This window comes from Pseudactinotalea sp. HY158, assembly GCF_009660225.1.
GTDB lineage: Bacteria > Actinomycetota > Actinomycetes > Actinomycetales > Beutenbergiaceae > HY158.
Genome location: NZ_CP045920.1, coordinates 533,976 through 556,511, shown reverse-complemented (window position 1 = coordinate 556,511; position 22,536 = coordinate 533,976). Strand labels below are relative to the sequence as shown.

15 protein-coding genes are annotated in these 22,536 nt (G+C 72.2%); 9 read left to right on the top strand and 6 right to left on the bottom strand.

From position 1 onward, the window contains the following. The first annotated feature begins 11 nt into the window (after positions 1–11). Positions 12–2,501, top strand: a complete 2,490-nt coding sequence (locus GCE65_RS02380; protein ID WP_153877243.1) for a LuxR C-terminal-related transcriptional regulator — start codon at positions 12–14, stop codon at positions 2,499–2,501. Positions 2,502–2,529: 28 nt separating this feature from the next. Here the strand turns inward: GCE65_RS02380 and GCE65_RS02375 are convergent, their stop codons facing one another. Together GCE65_RS02375 and GCE65_RS02370 are read right to left on the bottom strand one after the other, a co-directional pair. Further along, the gene (locus tag GCE65_RS02375) at positions 2,530–3,315 is read right to left on the bottom strand and encodes an SDR family NAD(P)-dependent oxidoreductase (RefSeq protein ID WP_153877242.1); all 786 of its coding nucleotides are present in this window, start codon (positions 3,313–3,315) and stop codon (positions 2,530–2,532) included. 5 nt (positions 3,316–3,320) lie between these two features. Continuing rightward, complete coding sequence (locus GCE65_RS02370) at positions 3,321–4,193, bottom strand: fumarylacetoacetate hydrolase family protein (RefSeq protein ID WP_153877241.1); 873 nt, start codon at positions 4,191–4,193, stop codon at positions 3,321–3,323. A gap of 178 nt (positions 4,194–4,371) precedes the next feature. Here GCE65_RS02370 and GCE65_RS02365 point away from each other — a divergent pair, with 178 nt between their 5' ends. The 6 genes from GCE65_RS02365 (at position 4,372) to GCE65_RS02340 (ending at position 8,882) form a co-directional block, all read left to right on the top strand. Then, positions 4,372–5,691, top strand: coding sequence for an enolase C-terminal domain-like protein (locus GCE65_RS02365; protein ID WP_153877240.1), 1,320 nt, complete (start codon positions 4,372–4,374; stop codon positions 5,689–5,691). A gap of 120 nt (positions 5,692–5,811) precedes the next feature. After that, positions 5,812–6,780, top strand: a complete 969-nt coding sequence (locus GCE65_RS02360) for an aldo/keto reductase (RefSeq protein WP_153877239.1) — start codon at positions 5,812–5,814, stop codon at positions 6,778–6,780. After that, positions 6,777–7,637: an amidohydrolase gene (locus GCE65_RS02355; RefSeq protein ID WP_153877238.1), complete on the top strand. Its 861-nt coding sequence runs from the start codon at positions 6,777–6,779 to the stop codon at positions 7,635–7,637. Before GCE65_RS02360 ends, GCE65_RS02355 begins: the two co-directional genes overlap by 4 nt. 1 nt (position 7,638) lies before the next feature. Further along, positions 7,639–8,088, top strand: a complete 450-nt coding sequence (locus GCE65_RS02350) for an RbsD/FucU family protein (protein WP_153877237.1) — start codon at positions 7,639–7,641, stop codon at positions 8,086–8,088. A gap of 48 nt (positions 8,089–8,136) precedes the next feature. Continuing rightward, positions 8,137–8,559 carry a multidrug efflux SMR transporter gene (locus GCE65_RS02345; RefSeq protein WP_153877236.1) on the top strand — a complete coding sequence of 141 codons (423 nt, stop codon included), beginning with the start codon at positions 8,137–8,139 and terminating at the stop codon, positions 8,557–8,559. Further along, positions 8,556–8,882 (top strand): multidrug efflux SMR transporter, encoded by a 327-nt coding sequence (locus GCE65_RS02340; protein ID WP_153877235.1) that lies wholly within the window; start codon positions 8,556–8,558, stop codon positions 8,880–8,882. Before GCE65_RS02345 ends, GCE65_RS02340 begins: the two co-directional genes overlap by 4 nt. Here the strand turns inward: GCE65_RS02340 and GCE65_RS02335 are convergent. Then, complete coding sequence (locus GCE65_RS02335) at positions 8,860–9,657, bottom strand: FadR/GntR family transcriptional regulator (RefSeq protein ID WP_153877234.1); 798 nt, start codon at positions 9,655–9,657, stop codon at positions 8,860–8,862. The genes GCE65_RS02340 and GCE65_RS02335 overlap by 23 nt on opposite strands. Before the next feature lie 96 nt (positions 9,658–9,753). On the opposite strand from GCE65_RS02335, the gene GCE65_RS02330 reads away from it, so the two are divergent. Continuing rightward, on the top strand, positions 9,754–9,996 hold the full coding sequence (locus GCE65_RS02330; RefSeq protein ID WP_152817281.1) for a MoaD/ThiS family protein: 243 nt from the start codon (positions 9,754–9,756) through the stop codon (positions 9,994–9,996). On the opposite strand, the gene GCE65_RS02325 is transcribed toward GCE65_RS02330, so the two are convergent. Beyond that, complete coding sequence (locus tag GCE65_RS02325; RefSeq protein WP_228760071.1) at positions 9,993–10,784, bottom strand: inositol monophosphatase; 792 nt, start codon at positions 10,782–10,784, stop codon at positions 9,993–9,995. The two genes, GCE65_RS02330 and GCE65_RS02325, sit on opposite strands and share 4 nt — an antisense overlap. A gap of 84 nt (positions 10,785–10,868) precedes the next feature. Then, positions 10,869–14,801: a right-handed parallel beta-helix repeat-containing protein gene (locus GCE65_RS02320; RefSeq protein WP_194928786.1), complete on the bottom strand. Its 3,933-nt coding sequence runs from the start codon at positions 14,799–14,801 to the stop codon at positions 10,869–10,871. Between the two features lie 291 nt (positions 14,802–15,092). Between GCE65_RS02320 and GCE65_RS02315 the strand changes: the two genes are divergently transcribed. Beyond that, positions 15,093–19,229 (top strand): glycoside hydrolase N-terminal domain-containing protein, encoded by a 4,137-nt coding sequence (locus GCE65_RS02315; RefSeq protein WP_153877232.1) that lies wholly within the window; start codon positions 15,093–15,095, stop codon positions 19,227–19,229. Between the two features lie 233 nt (positions 19,230–19,462). On the opposite strand, the gene GCE65_RS02310 is transcribed toward GCE65_RS02315, so the two are convergent. Beyond that, positions 19,463–22,510, bottom strand: a complete 3,048-nt coding sequence (locus GCE65_RS02310; protein WP_194928785.1) for a polysaccharide lyase family 8 super-sandwich domain-containing protein — start codon at positions 22,508–22,510, stop codon at positions 19,463–19,465. Positions 22,511–22,536 lie beyond the last annotated feature (26 nt).

The window sequence follows — 22,536 nt, the reverse complement described above, 5'->3', positions numbered from 1 at the left end:
AGGTACGTCCCATGTCCACAGCGATCGCGGGCGGCCGGGCCCTACCCCGGATCTCGCGCCTCTTCACGACGCCGGCACCGGGAGCGCTCCCGGTGTTCGGACGGACGGCGCCCATGGTCGTGTTCCGAGCGCCCCGCGGATGGGGCAAGACGACGACCGCCGCGGCCTGGCTGCGCTCCCTCGGCGACGAGCACACGTTCGACTGGCTCACCCTGACCCGTGAGACCGCCGAGCCCGAGTTCACGGCGCTGCTCTCGGCCTCGACGAAGCGGCTGTGCGGCGCCACCGGGACCCACCGCCCCCTCACCCCCGACGGGCGCACCGAGCATCGCTGGCTGGTCGTCGACAACCTCCACCTGGTCACCTCCCCCTCGGTCGACGACGCCCTCGTCGACCTGGCCACGAGCGACGAATACCTGCACGTGCTGGTGACGAGCGAGTCCGAACGCCCGATCGAGACGCTCGCCGAGGTCGAGGCCGACGGCCTGGTCTGCCGGGCCCCCGAGCTGCGGCTCACCGGTGCGGAGGTGCAGACCATGGCACGCGCGTTGGGGATCACGATGGGCCCCGAGACGGCGTGGCACTTCGCCAACGAGGTGCTCGGCTGGCCGGCGCTCGTACGCTGCCTCCTGCTCGCACACGACGACTCGTGGCCGCTGTCCGCGGATGCGCGCGAACGCGTCTGCGAGTACGTGGAGATCCTCGCACGAGGCAGCGCCGCGGACTCGACGATCCACGACGCGATGCGGATCGCCTTGGCGAGCCGGCCGGACGGCGAGATCATGCGGCTGCTCATCGGTCACGACGCCGGTCCCACGAACGAGTTGCGCAGGCTCCGCTCGGACGGTTTCCTCGGCCCCGACGGTCACCTCACCCGCACCGTGCGCGACGCGCTCTCCGACGCCCTGGCCGAAACCGACCCCCACGCCTTCCGGCAGCTCCACAGCGCCCTCGCCCATTGGTACGAACGGCACGGGAGCATCGGGCGCTCGCTCGAGCACGCGGCCCGCGCCGGGGACGAAGCGCATTGCCGGGCCCTCCTGCGCGGCTCGTGGCTCGAGGTCACGGCGCACGACGGCCCGGCGCGGCGGGCCCTCGCGGTCGCCGACCGGTCGGATCCGGACGGCGACACCCGCCTCGAGCTCCTGCGCGCCCGCCTCCAGCCCGAGGGCGGGCCCCGGCCGGCCTCTCGACCCTCGGTGGAGTCGACGCGCATCGAACTCGAGTGGATCGTGGCTCGCCTCGGCGCGATGGACAGTCCCTCGAGCGTGGCCGGGATGACCCGGCAGGCGACCGCCCACGCCGACCTGCTCGGCGACGCGGCGCTGTCGGATCGGGCCGCGGCGACGGCGGCCCTGACCTACGCCGCGTACGGCGCCACGGCGGACGCCCGCCGGTGGCTCGCCGGATCGAGTGCACCCGAGGCGGATGCGCTCCGCCGGGCCGCCTCTCTCCTCATCGCCCGGGACACCCTCGCGGTCGACCCGCACCCACCGGCCGACTCGACCGACTCGACCGACCCGACCGACCCAGCCGACCCGACCGACCCAGCCGACTCGACCGGCGTCATGTCCGTCGCCGCTCTGTCCGACGGGCCCGGCGGGTCCGACAGGTCCGACATGTCCGGCGGGTACGACATGTCCGCGGACTGGCTCGCCCTGCTCGACGCCCCGGTGTCCGCAGGCCTTCCGCGCGCGCAGTCGACGGGCGCGCCGAGCCGCGGCGCACGGGTCGTGGCGCTGCAGCGCCACCTCGCCTCGATCCCCCGGCGCGAGTCGTTCTCCCTCGTGACCGTCGAGACGCTCGCGACGCTGGCTGCGGCGCTCATCGCGGACCAGCAGTTCGCCCGCTGCCACGAGGTGCTGACCGAGGTGATGCCGACCCATCCGGCCCTGCGTACCGCCCGGGCCCGCCTCTCGCTCTGCCTGGGTGATGCCCGCGACGCCCTCGTGCTGACCGAACACCGACCGGGTGGAGAGCCGGAGCCGACGCCACGCGACAACGTCACCCGCGCCCTCGTCCGGGCCTGCGCCCTCGTCCGGCTCGATCGGTCCGGGGAGGCGGCCGCGGAGCTGGAGCATGCGCTCCTCATCGCGCGCGCGCACGAGCTCCTGCATCCGTTCCGGCTCGTGCCGACGGCGGACCTGGCCAGGATCGTCCGGTCCGCCCCCCGGCTCCGCGAGCTCATGTGGTGGGGCGAGCTCGACCGGCTCGACACGGCGCTCACGCCCACTCCCCCGGTCCCGGAGCTCTCGCAGAGCGAGCAGCGGGCGCTGACCCTCCTCGCGGAGGGAATGCCGCTCGCGGCGGCGGCCAGCCGGATGTTCATCTCGACGAACACGGTCAAGTCCCAGCTGCGGTCGGCCTACCGAAAGCTCGGGGTGCACAACCGCGCCGAGGCCGTCGCGCGGGCCCGGGAGCTCCTCCTCATTCCGCCCCGCCCCCGCCCGGGGGCCGATTCCGTCGAGCTGCTCGACGGAATCGACCGGCGGGCCGGGTAGCGGCCGCGGGTGCTGAGCTCGGGTGCGCTCAGGAGCGCGGACGCAGTCGCAGTTCCTGCATGCCACCGTCGACGGCGAGGTTGACCCCGGTCGTCGAGGTCGCCAGCGGCGAGGCGAGGGAGAGCACGGCGTGGGCCACCTCCGCGGGGGAGACGAGCCGGCCGTGCGGCTGGCGCGCCTCGAGCGCGGCGCGTTCGGCGTCCGGATCGTCCGCCTTGGCCAGCAACCGGCCGATCCAGGGGGTGTCGGCCGTGCCCGGGGAGACCGCGTTGACGCGGATGCCCTCACCGAGGTGGTCGGCCGCCATGGCGCGGGTGAGCGCGGCGATCGCACCCTTCGAGGCGCTGTAGAGCGCCCGCTGCGGCAGGCCGGCGGTCGCGGCGATCGAGGCGGTGTTGACGATCGCCGCCGCGGCCGACCGGCGCAGGTGCGGCAGGGCCGCGCGGGCCACGCGCACCATGCCGAGCACGTTGATGTCCCACACCCGATGCCACTCGTCGTCGTCGTTCGTCTCGATCGTGCCCTGCGCGCCGATGCCGGCGTTGTTGATCACGATGTCGATTCCGCCGAACTCCTCGGCGACGGCCGCGATCGCGGCCCGCACCGAGGCGTCGTCGCCGACGTCGGCGGTGTACCCACGGTGGGTATGGGGGGCATGGGGGGCATGGTCGGCGCTGTGGCTGCTCGCGTCCGGGTTCAGGTCGAGCACCGCGACCCGGGCGCCGCGATCGGCGAGCGCGTCGGCGATGGCCGCTCCGATGCCGCTGGCTCCGCCGGTCACGACGGCCACCAGGCCTGCGAATTCTGCGCTCATGCCGCTCATGCCGCCCCTCCTGCCATCGGGGCCGAGCCGACCTCGACGAAGGCGTGCCGCTGGCGGCCGATGCCCTCGATCTCGACCTCGACCACGTCGCCGGCGCTCAGGTACGGGAACCGGCCCGAGAGGGCCACGCCCTGCGGCGTGCCGGTGATGACCAGGTCGCCCGGCTCGAGCGCCATGAACTGGCTCAGGTGCCACACGATGTAGCGGGTGTCGAAGATCATGTCGGCGGTGACCGAGTCCTGGCGCGGCTCCCCGTTGACCCAGGAACGCAGCCGCAGGTTGCCCGCGTCCACCTCGTCGGCGGTCACGAGCACCGGGCCCGTCGGGCTGAATCCCGGCGAGCACTTGCCCTTCGACCACTGCCCGCCGGAGACCTCGAGCTGGAACGTCCGCTCGGACAGGTCGTCCACCACGGTGTAGCCGGCGATGTGATCGGCCGCCTCCGCCACGGAGTCCAGGTAACTGGCCCGTTTGCCGATGACGAGCGCGAGTTCGACCTCCCAGTCGGTCTTCTCGCTTCCCCGGGGGATCTCCACGGCATCGTCGGGTCCCCCGAGCGTGTTCGGGTGCTTGAAGAAGATGACCGGGAGCTCCGGCGGCGCACTCCCCGATTCCGCGGCGTGCGCGGCGTAGTTCATCCCCACGCACACGATCGCCGTCGGGCGGGCGATCGGCGCGCCGATCCGCAGTCCGGCCGGGTCGATGGTCTCGAGCGTGCCGGCGGCCAGGGCGGCGGCCACCTCGCCCTGCCGGTGCTCGAGGAACTCGCCGTCGATATCGGCGGTGATCGGCCGCAGATCGTAATGGGCCTCCTCCGTCACCAGAACGGGAATCTCCGACCCCTGTGGGCCGAGTCGGGCAAATCGCATCCGTACCTCCTCGTGTGAGCGACGGCCCCGCCGCCGAACATCGGAACTCTCAGCCATGATACTCACGGATCCCTCGGCAGTCGTGACGCTTGACCCTTAAACATCAGATGTCTAAGCTGGTCGTGTCCCGGGCTGCGTGCATCCGCTGGAAGGCCCTGAATCAGTGTAGAGAAGAGCCATGTCGACCATCATCGCCGTTGATCTCGCGGATGTCCGCTTCCCCACCTCCCTCAGCCTCGACGGTTCGGATGCGATGAATCCCGACCCGGACTATTCGGCGGCCTACCTGACGATCCGGACCGATACCCCCGACCCCGCCGACGCCGGGCACGGGTTCGTGTTCACGATCGGCCGCGGCAACGACGTCCAGCTCGCCGCGATCGAGGCACTCGCCGATCACATCGTCGGCCGCAACGTCGAGGAGCTCCTCGCCGATCTGGGGGCCGCCTCCGACCTGCTCACCCGCGACTCCCAGCTGCGCTGGCTCGGCCCCGAGAAGGGGGTCATCCACATGGCCATCGGCGCCGTGGTCAACGCCCTGTGGGACCTCAAGGCCAAGCGCGCCGGCCTGCCGCTGTGGAAGCTGCTCGCGACCATGAGCCCGGCCGAGCTCGTCGACCTCGTCGACTTCCGCTACCTGAGCGACGCCCTGACCCGCGACGAGGCCCTCGAGATCCTCGAGGCCGCCGAACCCGGCCGCGCCGAGCGCGTCGCCCACCTCGAGCAGGCCGGCTACCCCGCCTACACCACCTCGCCCGGCTGGCTCGGCTACTCCGACGAGAAGCTCGCCCGCCTCTGCGCGGAGGCGATCGCCGAGGGGTTCACCCAGATCAAGCTCAAGGTCGGCGCGGACCTCGACGACGACGTCCGCCGCATGCGCATCGCCCGCGACGTGTGCGGCCCCGACTTCCCCATCGCCGTCGACGCCAATCAGCGGTGGGACGTGGCGGAGGCGATCCGCTGGATCACGGCCCTGGCCCCGTTCGACCCGCACTGGGTGGAGGAGCCCACGAGCCCCGACGACGTGCTCGGCCACGCCGCCATCGCGCGCGCCATCGCCCCCATCCCCGTCGCGACCGGCGAGCACGTGGCCAACCGGGTGGTGTTCAAGCAGATGCTCCAGGCGAAGTCCCTGTCCTACCTGCAGATCGACTCCGCGCGCGTGGGCGGGGTGAACGAGAACATCGCCAACCTGCTGCTCGCCGCCAAATTCGGCGTGCCCGTCTGCCCCCACGCGGGCGGCGTCGGGCTGTGCGAGGCCGTCCAACACCTGTCGATGTTCGACTACGTCGCGGTCACGGGCACCATGGAGGGCCGGGTGATCGAGTACGTCGACCACCTCCACGAGCACTTCGTCGTTCCGACAGTGATCGAGCGCGGCCGCTACCGCGCCCCGTCGGCGCCGGGCACGGGTATGGAGATGCGCGCCGAATCGATCCTGGCGAACACGTTCCTGCCGCCGGCGAAGCTCGGGGACGACGCCCTCCGCCCCGCGTAGGAGCGCTCGCCCGGCCGCGTCGCGCCCCGGCGTGCCCGCTCCCTCGACCGTCCACGGACCATCTGCGAACATCTGCACTCACCCGCGAATACACCGCCGCCGCCCCCGAAAGGCTGTCACATGAACGCGCTCACCTCGATCGACGGGCGCCTCGGCTTCGGCGCCGCCGGCTTCGGGAACCTCTTCGCCGAACGGTCCAAGGAGCAGGTCCACCAGATCGCCGAGGCGGCGTGGGACGCCGGCATGCGCTACTTCGACACGGCCCCGCACTACGGTCTCGGTCTCTCGGAGCGGCGCCTCGGCGCGTTCCTGGCCACGAAGCCGCGGGAGGAGTTCGTGCTCTCGACGAAGGTGGGCCGGCTGCTCACGCCGGTGAGCAACCCGACCGGCGCGCTCGACCTGGCCAACGACTTCCACGTGCCGGCCGATCACGAGCGCGTGCAGGACTACACCGCCGGCGGCATCCGCCGCAGCATCGAGGACTCGCTCGAACGACTCGGCCTCGACCGCATCGACATCGCCTACCTGCACGACCCCGACAAGGCCGAGATCGGGCTGGACGCCGCGCTGGACCAGGCGCTTCCCGCGCTCGAGCAGCTCCGCGCCGAGGGGATCGTCGAGGCGGTCGGCGTCGGCTCGATGTCCACAGCGGCGATGGTCGCGGCGGTGCGCCGGGCCGACCTCGACGTGCTCATGTGCGCCGGCCGCTACACGCTCCTCGAACAGGGCGCCGCGGCCGAGTTGCTGCCGCTGTGCCTGGAACGGGATGTCCGCGTGGTGACCGCCTCGATCTTCAACTCCGGCCTGCTCGCGCGCGCCACGCCCTCGCGGAGCGGCCGCTACGAGTACGGTGCCGTGCCGCCCGAGCTGTACGAGCGGGCCGTCGCGATCGCCGCGGTGTGCGCCCGGCACGGCGTCGAGCTGCCCACCGCCGCGCTGCAGTACACGCTGCGGCACCCGGCGGTCGCCGCCGTGGTCGTGGGCATCAGCCGGCTCGAGCAGGTGGCCCAGAACAACGAGCGGATGGCCGTGCCCGTGCCCGACCGACTGTGGTCCGACCTCGCGGCCGAGGGGCTCATCCCGGCATGAGGACGATCGATGCGCACCTGCACCTGTGGGACCTCGCCGGCGGCGGCTACACGTGGATCACCCCGGAGCTCGGCCCGCTCCACCGCACGATCGGCCCGGCCGAGGCCCGCGCATTCCACGAGGCGGCCGGCTACGACGGCGCGATCCTCGTGCAGGCCGACGACACCCGCGCCGACACCGACGCGATGCTCGCCGTCGCGGCGGCCCACGACTGGGTGCTCGGCGTCGTGGGCTGGGTTCCGCTGACCGATCCGGAGGAGGCCGCGGCGCAGCTGGCCCGCTATGCCGGGCGGCCCGCCGGCGGCAGGCTCGTGGGCATCCGCCAGCTCATCCACGCCGATCCCGATCCGGGCGTGCTCGACCGCGCGGCGGCGCGCGAGACCCTCGCCCTGCTCGCCGGCGCCGGGCTGCCCCTCGAGGTCCCCGACGCCTTCCCCCGCCACCTCGACCAGGCGGCGCGCGTCGCCGCCGACCTGCCCGGGCTGACGGTCGTGATCGACCACCTCGGCAAGCCGCCCGCCGAGGCCGGCGCCTTCGCCGAGTGGGCGGCCCAGCTGCGGGCCGCGGCCGAGCAGGACAACGTCGTGGCGAAGGTCTCCGGCCTGCACCACGGCGGGCGGCTGCTGCCCGCCCGCGTGCTCGACGCGGCCTGGAACGTGGCCCTCGAGGCCTTCGGGCCGGGCCGGCTCATGCTCGGATCCGACTGGCCGATGCCGATGCTCGGCGGCGACGCGGCGCTCGCGGACGACGTCGCGCGCCGCGACCGACTCCTCGCTACCCTCGACGCGAGGGACCGGGGATCGATCTGCTCCGGCACCGCCACCCGCGTCTACGGACTGCCCACGGATTGGACCTGACATGCTCACCGGAATCCACCCGATCCTCACCGGTCGGGTGCTGCGGATGCTCGACGAGCTCGGCCACGGCGATTCGCTCGTCGTGGCCGACGCCAACTTCCCGGCCCACACGCTCGCGGCGGACGCCCTCGACCTGCCGGGCCTGGCCTCGCCGCAGGTGCTCACCGCGGTCCGCACGGTCGTGCCCGCGGACGACTACGAGGGGCCCTCGGTCCAGCTCATGGAGGCCGAGCCGGGGATCGACGTGGGCGTCCAGCGTGAGCTGCGCGCGGCCGCGGGCGTGCCCGCCGACCGGGTCGAGCTCGTGGAACGGTTCGAGTTCTACGAACGGGCGCGGGCGGCGTCCGCAATCATCCGCACGGGAGAGCTGCGCCCGTACGGGAACGTGATCCTGCGCAAGGGGGTCGTGTCCGTCGCGGCGCAGTCGCACGCCCCGGGCAACGGCTCGTGACAGCAGCGCGGCGGCTCGCGACGGGCGGCGGCTCGTGACGGGGCGGCGATGAGCGGCCGGTCCCCGGCGCCGCGGGCGTGGTACCTCCTCGCCGGGGCGATCGGCTCGGAGGTCGCCGGCTCGCTGTCCCTGCGCGGCGCGCTCGACCGTCCGGGCCTCTACGTCGTGGTCGTCGCGGGTTTCCTCACGGCCTTCGCGCTCCTCAGCCTGTCGCTGCGGGCGGGCATGAGACTGGGCGTCGGCTACGGCATCTGGGGTGCCTGCGGCGTCGCGCTCACGGCGGCCCTGTCCACCCTCCTGTTCGAGGAGCCCCTCACCCCGCTCATGATCGCCGGCATCCTCGTCGTCATCGCCGGGGTGCTGTGCATCGAACTGGGCTCGCAGGCCGCCGCGCGCTCGTCCGGCCCGTCCGGCCCGGCCGAGCCCGGGGGGACCGGGACCGGGGCCACCGGATCGGGGGAGGTTCGATGACCGCGCTCGCCTGGGCCTTCCTCGTGGCCGGCATCGTCTTCGAGGTCGCGGGCACGGTCGCGCTGCGCCTGGCGATCGACCGCGGCCGGGGCTGGTACGCGATGGTGGCGGTCGGCTACCTGCTCGCCTTCACCCTCGTGAGCCTGGCGCTCGGCGAGGGGATGCCGCTCGGGGTGGCCTACGGGATCTGGACGGCCACCGGCGTCGCCCTCACGGCCGTGCTCTCGATGGTCCTGTTCCGGGAGCCGCTCACGCGCCTCATGGCCGTCGGGATCGGACTCGTCGCCGCCGGCGTCCTGCTCATCGAGCTCGGTGCCCGCTGACGCCTGCTCCCTCGAGCCCCGTCCCGTCGGCCCCCTCGGGCTCGTCGGGTTCGGCGGACTCGGGCTCGACGGACTCAGGCTCGGCTACCTGCCCGGTCGAGTCGTCGACGTTGGCGTGCAGCCAGTCCTCGACGCCGGCGACGTGCACGAGCATGAGCGCGCGGGCGAGCTCGGAATTGCCGGTCTCGATCGCGGCGATGATGGCCTCGTGCTCGGCCAGGGTCTTGTCCACGGCCCGGTCCTGGGTCAGCCCCCGCCAGATCCGCGCGCGCACGGTCTTGTCCGAGACGGTCCCGAGGAGACCGGCGAGGTAGCCGTTGCCGGTGGAGTCGGCGATGCGGGCGTGGAAGTCCCGGTCGTGCTCGACCAGATCCTCGATGTCGGAGGCCGCACGGGAGGCGGCGAGGGACTCGCGCAGGCCCGCCACCTGCTCGGGCGTCGCGTGATCCGCGGCGAGGGCGGCGCTGGAGGTCTCGAGGATGCGCCGCACCTCGAACACCTCGAGCACGGCGTGCGACTGATGGAAGTCGAGCACGAAACTCATCGCCTCGAGCAGGAGGCGCGGCTCGAGGCTCGTGACGTACGTGCCGTCGCCGCGGCGCACATCGAGCACGCGCATCGCCTCGAGCGCCTTGACCGCCTCGCGCAGGGAACTGCGGGAGAGGCCGAGTCGCTCGCTCAGTTCGCCCTCGGGCGGGAGCCGGTCGCCGGGCTGGAGGTCCCCGGCCTGGATCATCGCCTTGATCTCGCCGATCGCGCGGTCAGTCAGTGCCATGGGGAATAGTGTACGGAAGACGTCTGACCTCTCGCGACCGAATCGCGCAACGGCGCGAGACGGGCCCACCCGGCGCCGGACTGGCATGATGGGGCCATGGCTACGATCCAGGTTCGCTACTTCGCCGCGGCGGCCGATGCGGCCGGTGTGACGGCCGAGACGTTGACCGTCGCCGAGGCCGCCACGGTGGCCGACCTGCGCGATGCGATGATCGCCGAGCACCCGGGACTGGCCGGGGTGATCCAGCTGTGTTCCTTCCTCGTCGACGGCCAGGCCGCCGAGCCGGCCGATCCGATCGGCGCGACGGTCGACGTGCTGCCGCCGTTCGCGGGCGGCTAGTTCTCCTCGGTGAGGTCCGCCTCGAGGTAGGAGAGCGCCGTGGGGGCGCTCGCGTCCGCCCCCGCGAGGAGCCACCGCCCGATCGGGGCGGCCGGGGAATAGCTCGAGCCGTCCTTGCGGATGCTGCGCCCGCCGATCTCGCGCACGAGCAGGGAGCCGGGGGCGTGATCCCAGGGCCAGACCTTCGAGTAGACGAGGTAGTCGAGGTCGCCGGTGGCCACGTGGGGATAGTCCACCCCGCAGCACCAGGCGGCCTCCCGCAGCTGCGCCAGCGGCACGTGGTCGCGCGCGAGCAGTCCGCGCCGGGCGGTCGCCCCGCGCCACGTCGCGGTGTCGGGGTCGAGCTCGCGCCGCGGGAGCACCGCGCCGTTCCTCGTCGCGCCGGCTCCGGCCGCGGCCTCGTAGGCGGCCCCGTGGGCCGGCTGCCAGATCCACGAACGCACGACGTCGCCGGCCCGCAGTTCGGCCACCATGACCGCGAAGTCCCGCGAGCCGTGCACGAAGTTCGAGGTGCCGTCGATCGGATCGACCGTGAAGGCGTGCTCCGCCCGCTGGAAGTCCTCGAGGATGCCCGGATCGGCCGCGTACGCCTCCTCGCCGAGGATCATCGCCTTCGGGTGGGCCGAGCGGAGCTCCGCCGTGATCACCTGCTCGGATTCCCGATCGGCGACGGTCACGAGGTCCCCGGGGTTCTTCTCCTCCACCTGATCGTCGGAGAGGGAACGCCAGCGCGGCATGATCACGGTGTCCGCGGCATGCTTCATCACCGCGAGGATGTCGATGGGCACGTCCCGAACCTACCAGGAGTGAGCAGGAGGGGAGCGGGTGGCCTCGACGCCACGTGGCGACGTCGGGGCCACCCGCTCCGCCGATCAGGCGGTGCGGGCGCGGCGCAGGAGAACGCCGGCGCCGAGGAGCAGGAGGATCGCTGCGAGCGTCATCCCGACACTCACTCCGGTCTCGGGCATCGCGGGAGTACCTGCGCCGGGTGCGTCCGGGCCGTGATCCGTGTCCGGGGCGTGATCCGTGTCCGTGCCGGATGCCGATGCGGATGCCACGGCGTTGACGGCGCCGTCCGTTCCCGACCCGGCACCGCCCTCCACACCGGCCCCACTCTCGGATCCACCATCGACATCGGCTCCGCCGCCGAGCGCTCCGTCCGCACCGGCCCCGGTGTCGGCACCGCCGTCCGTTCCCGCATCGACGGCTCCGTCCGAACCCGCTCCGGTGTCGGAGCCACCGTCCGTTCCGGCCCCGGTGTCGGAGCCACCATCCGATCCGGCCCCGGTATCGGAGCCACCATCGACATCGGCCCCACCGTCAAGGGCACCGTCCGAACCGGCCCCGGTGTCGGAGCCACCATCCGTTCCCGCATCGACGGCTCCGTCCGAAGCGGCCCCGGTGTCGGAGCCACCATCCGAACCGGCCCCGGTATCGGAGCCACCATCCGAACCGGCCCCACTGTCGGACCCACCGTCGACGTCGGCTCCGCTGTCGGAGCCGCCGTCCGGATCGTACGGTTCGCCGCCGAAGACGATGTCGTCGATCTCGAAGGTCGCCGCGGTCACCGCCGAGGACGGAATCTGCAGCCGCAGCTGGGCACCGGGTGCGCCGCTCTGCACCGATCCGCCCCCGACCGCGGCCCCATCGACCCGCAGCTCGTAGGAGCCGTCGGCGATGATCAGGTCCACGACGTGCCACTCGCCGGCCGTATACGGGGTCGCGGTGTCGGTGAAGGCGTCTCCGTTCGTGTAGCTCCATGTGCCGAGTTCGTTCATGCTCGTCCGGAGCACGGGAGTGCCCGCGGCGTCGAGCCAGTGGATCCCGAGCGCCGAGGCGTTCGTGCTCGCGCGCACCGCGAGTTGCACGGTGACCGGCTCCGCCTGCTCGCCGATGTCGCACAGCGCGAACACGAGGCCGGTGGTCGCGGGATCACGGGTGAGTGCGAGCACACGGTGCCCGTCCTCGCCGGTGACGACGGGCTCGGGGTCGCCGGCGGTCGTCCATCCCGTCGGGGCCTCGCCCGCGGTCATGCCCTCGAAGTCCTCGCCCGTGGCGGAGCACGTGTCGGGCTCGCTCGGGGGCTCCGCCGCGACGACGGTCGCGTTCGTGGTGAGAGTGAGCGCCTCGCCGAACTGGTCCTGGGTCACGGTCACGTCGATCGCGCCGCCGGCGGCGGTGACCGGGATCGGCAGTGCGATCCGGACCGTGCCGTCGGGCTCGGTGACGCCCACGGCAGACGATTCCGGTCCGGTGACTGCCACCCGCTCACCCGGGCGGAACCCGGAGAGCAGGAGCCCGAGGCTGTGTCCGGCCTCGACGGCCTGGGGCCGCTGCAGTTCCACCGCCGGGTCGGTCGCGCCGGCCGGCTCGACCGGTGCCGGCGGGCGCAGGTCGCTCTCGGTCACCGCGCTCGCGAAGGAGGCGTCGTCCAGGAGGAAGTGACCCGCACGGGTCGCGCTGCTGGGGATCTGCACTCGCAGGGCGGCCGGGATCCCGGTGCCCGTCGTGGCTCCCCGCCCGACGGACCGGCCGTCGACGAACGCCTCGTATTCCGCACCGTGCACGATGATCGACAGGTCGTACCATTCGTCGGCCGCGTAGCTCGTCGGGGCGTCGACGAAGGAATTGCCGTCGGTGTAGGCCCAGAGCCCGGTGTCGGCCATCGACAGGCGCGCCACCGGGGAACCGTCGGAATCGAGCACGTGGATGCCGAGCGCGTTGTCGACCTGCGCCGCCTTGACGCGCATCGTCACCCGGACCGGCGCCTCACCCGGGGCGACGTTCCAGCGCACCGCGTTGGTCGCGCCCGCGACCCGGTCGAGACGCGCCGCGCGGCCACCGTCCGACGCGACGATCTGGGTGTCGCCCGGATGGGTGGCGGTCCATCCGGTCGGCAGGTCGGCCGAACCGTCGAAGTCCTCCCGCGCGTAGACGTGCCAGGAGTTCGAGACCGTGAGCGTCGAGGTGACGGCGACCGTCCGGGCGCTCATCGTCACCGGGTAGGTCCCGGGCTCGATGGTCGAGGGCACGGCGATCGTCACCGGCACGACGTCCGTGGCCCCGGCGGCCAGCGCGGGCAGCACCGGCGATCCGGACAGGGTGAAGTCCGGCGACATCGTGGCCTCGATCGCCGCGCCGCCGGCGATGGCGGCGTCGCAGGGATTGCTCACCCGCAACTCGATCGTGGCCGTTCCGTCCACCACGGGGGCGGCGGGCGCCTCGAGGCCGATCGTGCAGCCGTTCGCCTCCGTGCGTTCCAGACCCGGCCCCTGGTAGGCACCGAGGTTGAGGCTCTCGGCGGGAACCGGATTCTCGAAGTAGTCGAGCGGGGCGAGGTCGACCGCGACGCCGGCGCCGAGGGCGTCACTGTCCGGGCCCAGCCGGTAGTCTGCCGCGTCGATGCCGCCCGGATCGAAGAAGTCGGCGCGGCCGGTGATCGTGTCGGTGGCGGCGTCCGGGGCGCTGAAGCCGGTCATGAGGTTGTGGTCGATCGTCAGGCCGTCCGCGGGCTTGACGAAGTCGAACGTTCCGGAGTCCGTGGCGACGAAGATGTTGTTGAAGATCTCGACGTCCGGCCGGATGCCGTTGTCCGACCAGATCGTCGCGGCGACGTCGTCGACATAGAACGTGTTGTTGAAGATCTTTCCGCCGTAGATCGGCCCGTTGCCGCAACCGTGCTGGAAGGTTCGGGCGCCGTCGTTGATCGAGATGTTGCCGTACACGCGGAAGTCGTACGTGCCCCAGGCGTCCGGGCACGTGAGGAGGAATCCGCCGTCGTTGTCGTGACTCAGGTTGTATCGCACCACCACGTCGCGGGTGGCGTGGTCGATGTCGAATGCCTGGGAGTCGAGGAGCCCCTCGCCGTGGCTCGCCTCGTTGTACTGCATGAGGACCCGCTCGGAGTTGGCGGTCCAGATGCCCGCGTTGTAGGAACGAGAGCGCCGATTGAACCCGTCGAGGAGATTGTGCTCGACGGTCGCCCCGATCGTGCCGGTGATGACGATCCCGTCACCGCCGACGTTCGTCAGCGTGTTCCCCGCGACGAGCACGTCGGTGTGGGGGAACCATGGGGCGGAGCACAGCTCGCTCCAGCGGTTGAGCTCCGGTCGACGGCACCAGTTCGACCAGAAGTAGATGCCCTGGCGATCGACGTCGTCGATGCGGTTGTTGACGATGGTCAGATCGTCGAATGCGGTCGGGGTCACGGTTCCCATGGCGTCGACGATGATCGCGCCGGACGCGTTCGGGCCCTTGCCCTTGAAGCTTGCCGCGTTCCCCGGCTCGACCAGGTACGGGAGCTGGCCGCGCACGTCGTGGATGTAGAGGCCCTCGAGCCGGACGCCCGCGAGGGTGCCGCCGTCCTCGCCGTACACGTAGACGCCGCGCCGCACCTCCGTGTTGTCGCCGGGGGCGATGAGTTCGAGGTCGGTCAGGTGCAGGAACGCGTTGTTCTTCAGCAGGACCGCATTGGTCGCGCCATCCGCGTCGATCACCGCACGCCCGCTCGCCTGCCCATAGTCGCCGACCACGATCGGGGCGGCGGCCGTGCCCTGCCCGACGGGCGCGAACTGCCCGAGGCAGGTGACCCCGCGCTTGAAGAGCACCTGCTGCCCCGGGTCCAGGTCGAGAGCGTTGACCGCCGCGATCGAACCGAGCGGGTCGTCGGCGGTGCCCACCCCGTCGGTGGCGCCGGCGCAATCGACGTGGATCGCCCCCGCATCGGTGTCGGCGGAGTCGCCTGGTGCGGCGACGGCTCCGGAGGTCAGTGCGGCGACGGTGCCTGCGGCGAGGAGTGCAGCCATTGCAGTCCTCACGGTATGTCTTGTGAGCATGGGACTGCACGCTAGCGGGCCCATCCATCCGACGTCAACAGATCTACTCAGTTACGCACAGCCACAGACGGGCGCACGACCCGCCATGACGTCGATCGATCTCATGATGCACAAATCAATCGTCGCGATGCTCGATCCTCATTCAAGCATGCAGAACTCGTCACGACTGAGGCCTCCGGGGCGGCCGATCGGTCGTCGCACGCCGCGCCGTGGCGGCGATTCCTCGGTCGGACTAGCCAAACGAGCAGGTTTAAACATACGATGACTTCGTCCAATGACGCACTGCTCGGAGACATGATGTCCCTTCCCACCCTCGCCCACTCGCCGGCCCGGGGCCTCGTCGCGGCCTCGGTCGCCACGGCGGCCCTCGTGCTCGGCGGCACGCTCGCCGCGCAGGCGGCCCCGCCCGCCGATCCCGGTGACCTCAGCGAACTCAGTGAACCCAGTGAACTCAGTGAACCCGCCGCCGCGGCCGCCGGCCCGACAGCGGAGGTTCCGCTCCGGCTGACCTACGGCCAGCCGGCCACCGACTGGGAGACCGAGACCCTGCCCATCGGCAACGGCGCCCTCGGCGCATCGATCTACGGCGGCGTGGCCCAGGGACGGCTGCAGCTCAACGAGAAGAGCCTGTGGAGCGGCGGACCCGGCGTGGCCGGGTACGACTACGGCAACTACGACCGGTCGACCCGCCCGAACGCCCTCGACGACGTCCGCGCGAAGATCGAGGCCGAGGGGCAGGCGGATCCGAGCTGGGTGGCGGGGAAGCTCGGCAAGCCGAGGACCGGATACGGCAGCTACCAGCCGTTCGGCGAACTCCTGCTCGACGTTCCGGGCACCGAGGGGTACGAGGACTACGAGCGCGCGCTCGACCTGAACGATGCGGTCTCGACCGTGGAGTACACCGTCGACGGGGTCACCTTCACCCGTGAGTACATCGCCTCCTACCCCGACGACGTCATCGTCGCCCACCTCACCGCCGACGCCGCGGGCGCGATCGACTTCACCGCCACCTACCGCTCGCAGATGAACGGCGGCACCGTGACCGCCGAGGAGGGCCGCCTCACCCTCTCCGGGGAGGTGCCGGGCAATGGCCTCGCCTACAACGGTCAGATCCAGGTGCTCGCCGAGGGCGGGTCCGTGACCGACTCCGGCTCCGACGTGATCGTCGCGGGCGCCGATTCCGCGACCCTGATCTTCTCGGGGGGCACCGAGTACGCCCCCGTCTACCCCGACTACCGCGCGGCGGACCCCGCCGCACACGTCGCCCGGGTGACCGCCGCCGTCGATGCCGCCGCAGCGAAGGGCTGGGACGCGCTCCGCGCCGCCCACGAGGCGGATTATCACGAGCTCTTCGACCGCGTCGCCCTCGACCTGCAGGGCGCCCCGATCGACGTCCACACCGACACCGCCCTGAGCCGGTACACGGGCGCCACGGACCGCGACCGCACGCTCGAGACGCTGTTCTTCCAGTACGGGCGCTACCTGCTCATCTCCTCCTCGCGCGACAATTCGCCGCTGCCGGCGAACCTGCAGGGCGTGTGGAACAACTCGACCGGGGCGCCCTGGGGCGCCGACTATCACACGAACATCAACCTGCAGATGAACTACTGGCCTGCACTGTCGACGAATCTGGCCGAGACGTACACCCCCTACGTCGAGTACATCGAGTCGCTCGTTCCCGCGGGTGCGGCGTCGGCGGAGGCGATCCTCGGCATGGACGGCTGGATGGTCAACAACGAGACGACGCCGTGGGGCTTCACGGGCGTGCACGACTGGGCTACCGCGTTCTGGTTCCCGGAGGCGAACGCGTGGCTCGCGATCGACGTGTTCCGTCAGTACCTGTACTCCGGCGACGAGGCCTTCCTCGCCGACACGGCCTATCCGCTGCTCAGGAAGACCGCGGACTTCTGGCTCGACTACCTCACGGTCGACGGCCGCGACGGCTCGCTCGTGGCGAGCCCGTCCTACTCCCCCGAGCACGGCCCGTTCACCGCGGGCGCGGCCATGACCCAGCAGCTCGCGACCGAGCTGCTCACCGCCGTGGTCGAGGCCGGCCAGATCCTGGACGTCGACGCCTCCTTCCGTGACGAGGTCGCCGGCACGCTCGCGCAGCTCGACAGCGGCCTGCACGTGAGCGAGACCTCCGGGCGCATCCTCGAGTGGAAGGACGTCGCGATCGACGACTCCGTGAACGCGACCGACCCGAACCACCGGCACGTCTCCCAGCTGTATGCGCTCTTCCCCGGCAACGCGATCTCCTGGGCGCACACCCCCGAGCTCGCCGAGGCCGCGGAGGTCACGCTCACGGACCGCGGCGACGGCGGCACCGGCTGGTCGAAGGCGTGGAAGATCAACTTCTGGGCGAACCTCGGCGACGGCAGCCACGCCCACAAGATGCTGAGCGAGCAGCTCAAGAACTCGACGTACGACAACCTGTGGGACGCCCACCCGCCGTTCCAGATCGACGGGAACTTCGGGGCCGCCTCCGGTGTGGCCGAGATGCTCGTGCAGTCGAATGCCGACGGCGTCGAGATCCTCCCGGCGCTGCCCGGCGCGTGGCGCGACGGCTCGGTCGACGGCCTCCGGGGCGCAGGCGGGCTGACGATCGGGGCGACCTGGGCGAACGGCACGGGCACGCAGCTGCGGGTGACCCCGGACGCGAGCGGCGAGGTGAGCGTGCGCTCGCCGCTGATCACCGGGCCCATCCGGGTCCTCGGGGCCGGCTCCCCGGTCGAGGTGGAGGTCGCTGACGGCAAGGCCACGTGGACCGGCGCGGCCGGCACGACCTACACGATCGAGCCGCTCACGACGATGGGCCTCACGGGTCCCACGAGCGTCGAGCAGGGCGCGCAGCCGGAGGTGACCGTCACTCTCGACGGCGAGGTCGCGGGCGGCACGCTCGGCCTCGCGGCGGGTGACGGCTGGGTGGTCGGCCCCGCGTGCACTCGGGTCGAGGGGCCGGGCGAGTACACGTTCACGATCGCCGTCCCCGAGGACGCCGCCCCCGGTTCGGCGACCGTGACCGTCACCTATGCGACCCCGGACGGGACCGTGACGCGTGACCTCGACCTCACCGTCGTGCCGTCGACGCGGACTCGCATCGATCAGGCCGAGTTGACCGTGGCGGCCTCCAGTTGGCAGGAGGCGAGCGAGTACTCGCACGTCGACCAGGCCGTCGACGGCGACCCGGACACGATCTGGCACAGCCAGTGGTCCCAGCCGGAGCCGGACAAGCAGCCGTGGCTGAGCGTCGACCTCGGGTCGGAGTACTCCGAGATCACGTTGAACCTGCTGCCGCGGCAGTCCGGCAACACCAACGGTCAGCTCGAGGACTATCGGGTCTACGTCTCCGAGGACGGCGCCACGTGGGGAGCCGAGGCGGTGGCGTCCGGCACGATGCCCAACAACCGGGACCTGCAGTCGATCGAGCTGCCGCGGGAGGTGACGACCGAGCACGTCAAGATCGTGTGGGTGTCGTCCTATTCCGACACGAGCGCGAACTTCGGCTCCCTCGCGGAGTTGAACGTCAACGGCGTGAACGGCGAGACCCCGGATCCGCTTCCGCCGCTCGAGGTGGACCCCGACACCTGTGACGTGGTCGAGACGCCGACGATCACCGACGTCACCGGCGTCGAGCCCGTGATCCTGCCGTCCGGCACGAGCGAGTCCGACGCGGGCGCGGCACTGCCCGCCGCCACGACGATCACCGACAGCGACGGCACCGACCACGACGTCGCCCTCACGTGGGACATCTCGGACTACGACGGCACCGTCGCTGCGGACTACACCGCGACCGGCTCGTTCGAGTTGCCGGACGGCGTGGCCCAGTCCGATCCGGCGACCGTGCTCGAGGTCGTCACCGTGGTGACGGTCTCGCCGCAGGGTGCCGACGGCAGTGACAACACCGACGGCAGCGACGGCAGTGACGGCAGTGACGACACCGACGGCACTGACGGCACCGATCAGGGAGCCGACACCGGCGCCGACGGCACTGACGGCACCGACGGCACCGATCAGGGAGCCGACACCGGCGCCGACGACACCGACGACACCGACGGCAGTAACGACACCGACGACAGTAACGGCACCGATCAGGGAGCCGACGCGGGCGGCAGCGATAGTGGCGGCACCACGGACCAGGGTTCTGGAACCGACCAGGGTTCCGACGCCGGCACGGACCAGGGTTCTGGAACCGACCAGGGTTCCGACGCCGGCGCCGACCAGGACGGCGGAGCGGCGTCCGGGAGCGACTCTGCCGGCGGTTCGGGCGGCGACCCGATCGACGACATGCCCGACACGGGTGTCTCGAGCGGCGCACCGCTGGCGTTCCTCTCCGTCGCCATCCTGGCGGCCGGCGCGGTCGTGCTCGTGCTGCGCCGGAGGTCGTCGGTGAACTGACGGGCCCGAGACGACAACGTCGACACGGCAACGCCGACACGCCAACGCCGGCCCCCTCGATCGTGAGGGGGCCGGCGTTGTCCGTTCGGCCGGCGGCATCGGGCTCGGGCTGCGGCATCGGGCTCGGCCGGCGGCATCGGGCGGCGACGCCGACGCCGACGCGGGTGGCCTCGACCCGCTCAGGTCACGTCCGGGCCGCCCACCCTGCGGACGCGACCGAGGTGGCGGCCCGTCTACTCGGCCGCGGTGGTGTCGGCGGAACCATCGGACGCCTCGGAGCCCGGCTCGGGAGCGTCCGGCTCGGAGCCCGACATCACCTGGCGGCGGCGCAACAGTGCTCCGGCGCCCGCGGTGGCCGCTGCGAGCGCGCCGATGCCGAGCACCCCGGCGCCGGTGCTCGGCAGGCGCCCGGGCCCGGAGTCACCCGTGCCACCGGGCCGGTCGTCACCGGGTCGGCCGCCGCCGGAACCGGATGCGGTCGGGCTCCCCCCAGCGCTCCCGGTCGGGGTGGGCGTGGATCCGCCCGTGCCGGTCGGAGTGGGGCTCGCGGTGCCCGTCGGAGTCGGGCTCGCCGTGTCCGTGGGGGTCGGGCTCGCCGTGTCCGTCGGAGTGGGACTCGCGGTATCGGTCGGGGACGGCTCGGCGACCCGGGCGTACACGAACACGACGGAGACCGGTTCGTCACCGAACGTCCCACTCGCGTTCGCGGGAGTGCCGGTGAGCTCGTAGCCCTCGACCTCGACCGGGACCGCGTCGAAGGCCTCGCCGAGCTCCCCGGTGAGAACGACGTCCGGGGCGACCGCCTCGCCGTCCTCGTCCCGGTGGTGGACCGTCACGGGTTCGGGGGTGGCCAGGCTCGCGAAGAAGAGTCGATGCTCACGGCCCCGCCGCGCGTCCACGTCGACCTCGAGCTGGAGGGGCGAGGTGGCGACCACGGTGATCGCCTCGTCCACGCCGGCCACGGTTCCGGGGGCGTCGAACGGGAACGTCACGCTCACCGTTCCCCCGGCCTTGGTCGGCTGCGCCACGACGATCTCGGTGAGGTGGGCGCCGGCGACCGCCGTGCCCCCGGTCGCGGCGGGTGCCCGCCGCAGGCCGATCGCGCAGGCGCCGGTCACGGTGTAGCCGCCCCACGTGCCCGCGGCGAAGAAGTGCCCCAACCTGGAGCCGTCGCCGGTCTCGATGAGGTGAGCGTCGTCGTCCGCAAGCACGACGACGACCTGCGGGGCGTCGGCCGCGGCGGCCGTCCGGGCCGCATCGGCGAGCGGAAGGATCTGATAGGCGTACCAGCCGCCGGCGGACTCGTGCGCCTGCTCGATGCGGACGTAGTCACGCGCGACCGCCTCGCTGCTGCCGCCGGTGTCGCCGCCGCTGTTGATCGCCTCCCACGTGCCCGTCCGCTGCTGGGAGCGCACCCCGAACCGCTGCTCGGCGCGGCCCGGCGCGGCGAGCGCGAGGATGCCGGCGTGCCCGTCGACGTGGACGACGCGCGCGGGGGCGAGGTCGTCGGTCAGCGTGAGCGGGGCACCGTCCGCCGACACGGCGGGAAGGGCACCGGTGGCGAAGCCGCGGTTCTCCACGATCGTGCGCACGCCGGTCCCCGACGTGTCGGAGATCTTGGAGCCGATGCACACGATCGAGTCGGTCAGGTGGAACCAGGACTTGTTGGCCCGGAGCGTGCCGGTGGCGTTCGTCAGGTCCATCGCCGTGGTGCCGATGGCATCGCCGACGGTCAGGCCGCCCGCGTACTCGTTCTGCGCCCGCGGGATCCCGGTGCCGTCGCCCTCCCCCGAGGCGCGCTGCTCGCCGTTGACCGTGATGCCGGGGAGTGCGTACGGGTCGACGGTCGGCCAGAAGTCCGCGGAGTACTGCGCCGGGTCGCCCGTGTGATAGAGGAACAGCATGCCGTCGCCCTGGTACCAGCCGTGGTTGTTCTCCCGGTTGCCCCATTCGTAGCGGCCGATCCGTCTCGAGGACGTATTGACGACGGCGGCCCACTCGCCCCGGTGCTGGACGATCCGTTCCTGGTTGTAGGTGTTCGTGATGCCGATTCGGGGCGGGCGCGCGGCGAGCGACTCGTCGCCGACGACCTCGAGGCTGCGGGCCGAGGCGGCCAGGCTCTGGCCGTTGTCCGCGACCGACTGGTCGGTCGTGCGCTCGAGCCAGCCCTTGACGAGGGCCCGGAAGGACTCCCGCTGGTCCGCGGGCGCGGACTCGGCGAGCACGATGACGGCCGAGGCGATCGCGAAGCCGGAGTCGTAGTCGCGGGAGGCCTCGCGCGAGACGGCGCGGCCGCGGGTGGTGTCCATCGTGCGCACGTCCCATTGGAAGGGCGCGAAGGTGAGTTCCACGGCTGCGAGCAGGTTCGACAGGTCGGGGTCGGTCACCTGCCAGGGGCTGCCCGCGAGCATCGCCATGACGGCGGCGACGCCGCTGATCGCCACGCCGCCGTAGGTGCCGGAATAGGGCAGGGCCGAGTGCTGGATGAACGAGCCGTCCGAGTAGAACCCGTCGCCGGAGGTGACGCGGCCGAAGAGGCTGTTGCGCCCCTCCCCCTCGGTGTCGGAGAGGGCGTCGCGGCCGAGCGCGATCTGATCCTCGTCCTCGCGCAGGAGCCCCCGGACGATGCAGGCGAGGGCCTTGTCGACCCGGTTCGCGCCGGTCTCCTTGAGGGAGGAGCCGGTGCGCCGGTTCGGGTTCGGGGCGAAGAAGTCGGCGGCGGCGAGCAGGCTCGGGGCCTTCTCGGGCTGCTGGTCGCCGAGGAGCGTGAGGGTGTCGGCGAGTTGCCGGGGGAGGCCGATCTCCCAGAACCACCAGTTTCCGGGCCGGCCGCGGTCCGCCCGGTACTGGCCGGAGAGGAACGCACACGCGCCGTGGATGTCCTGGAGGAGGGAGGCGTCGCGGTAGTAGGTGCTGCCGGGTGAGGCCCAGGCGATCGCGAGCTCGGTGATCTGGTTCGCGGTCACCCCCATGTTCGCGACCTCGGTCGTGTTCGAGGCGGCACCGACCCTCAGGCCCGGCCACAGGTGCGTGCGGCCCGGCGTGCGGTTGAAGGTGTCGACCAGGTCCTTCGTGCGCGCGTCGATGCGGGCGCGCTTGGCGGCGAGGCCCGGGTGGTCGGCCGCGACGGTGCCGCCGGTGAGGAAGGTGCGGCGGCGGGTGAGGGCGTCCTCGTACGTGGTGGCGGCCAGCGCGGGCAGTTGGACGCCGCCGGTGGCGAAGACCGCCAGGGCGGCGGAGGCGCCGAGCAGGAACGATCGGCGGCTGGGACTCAGGCTCATGACACGGTCTCCGATGACATCGAGTG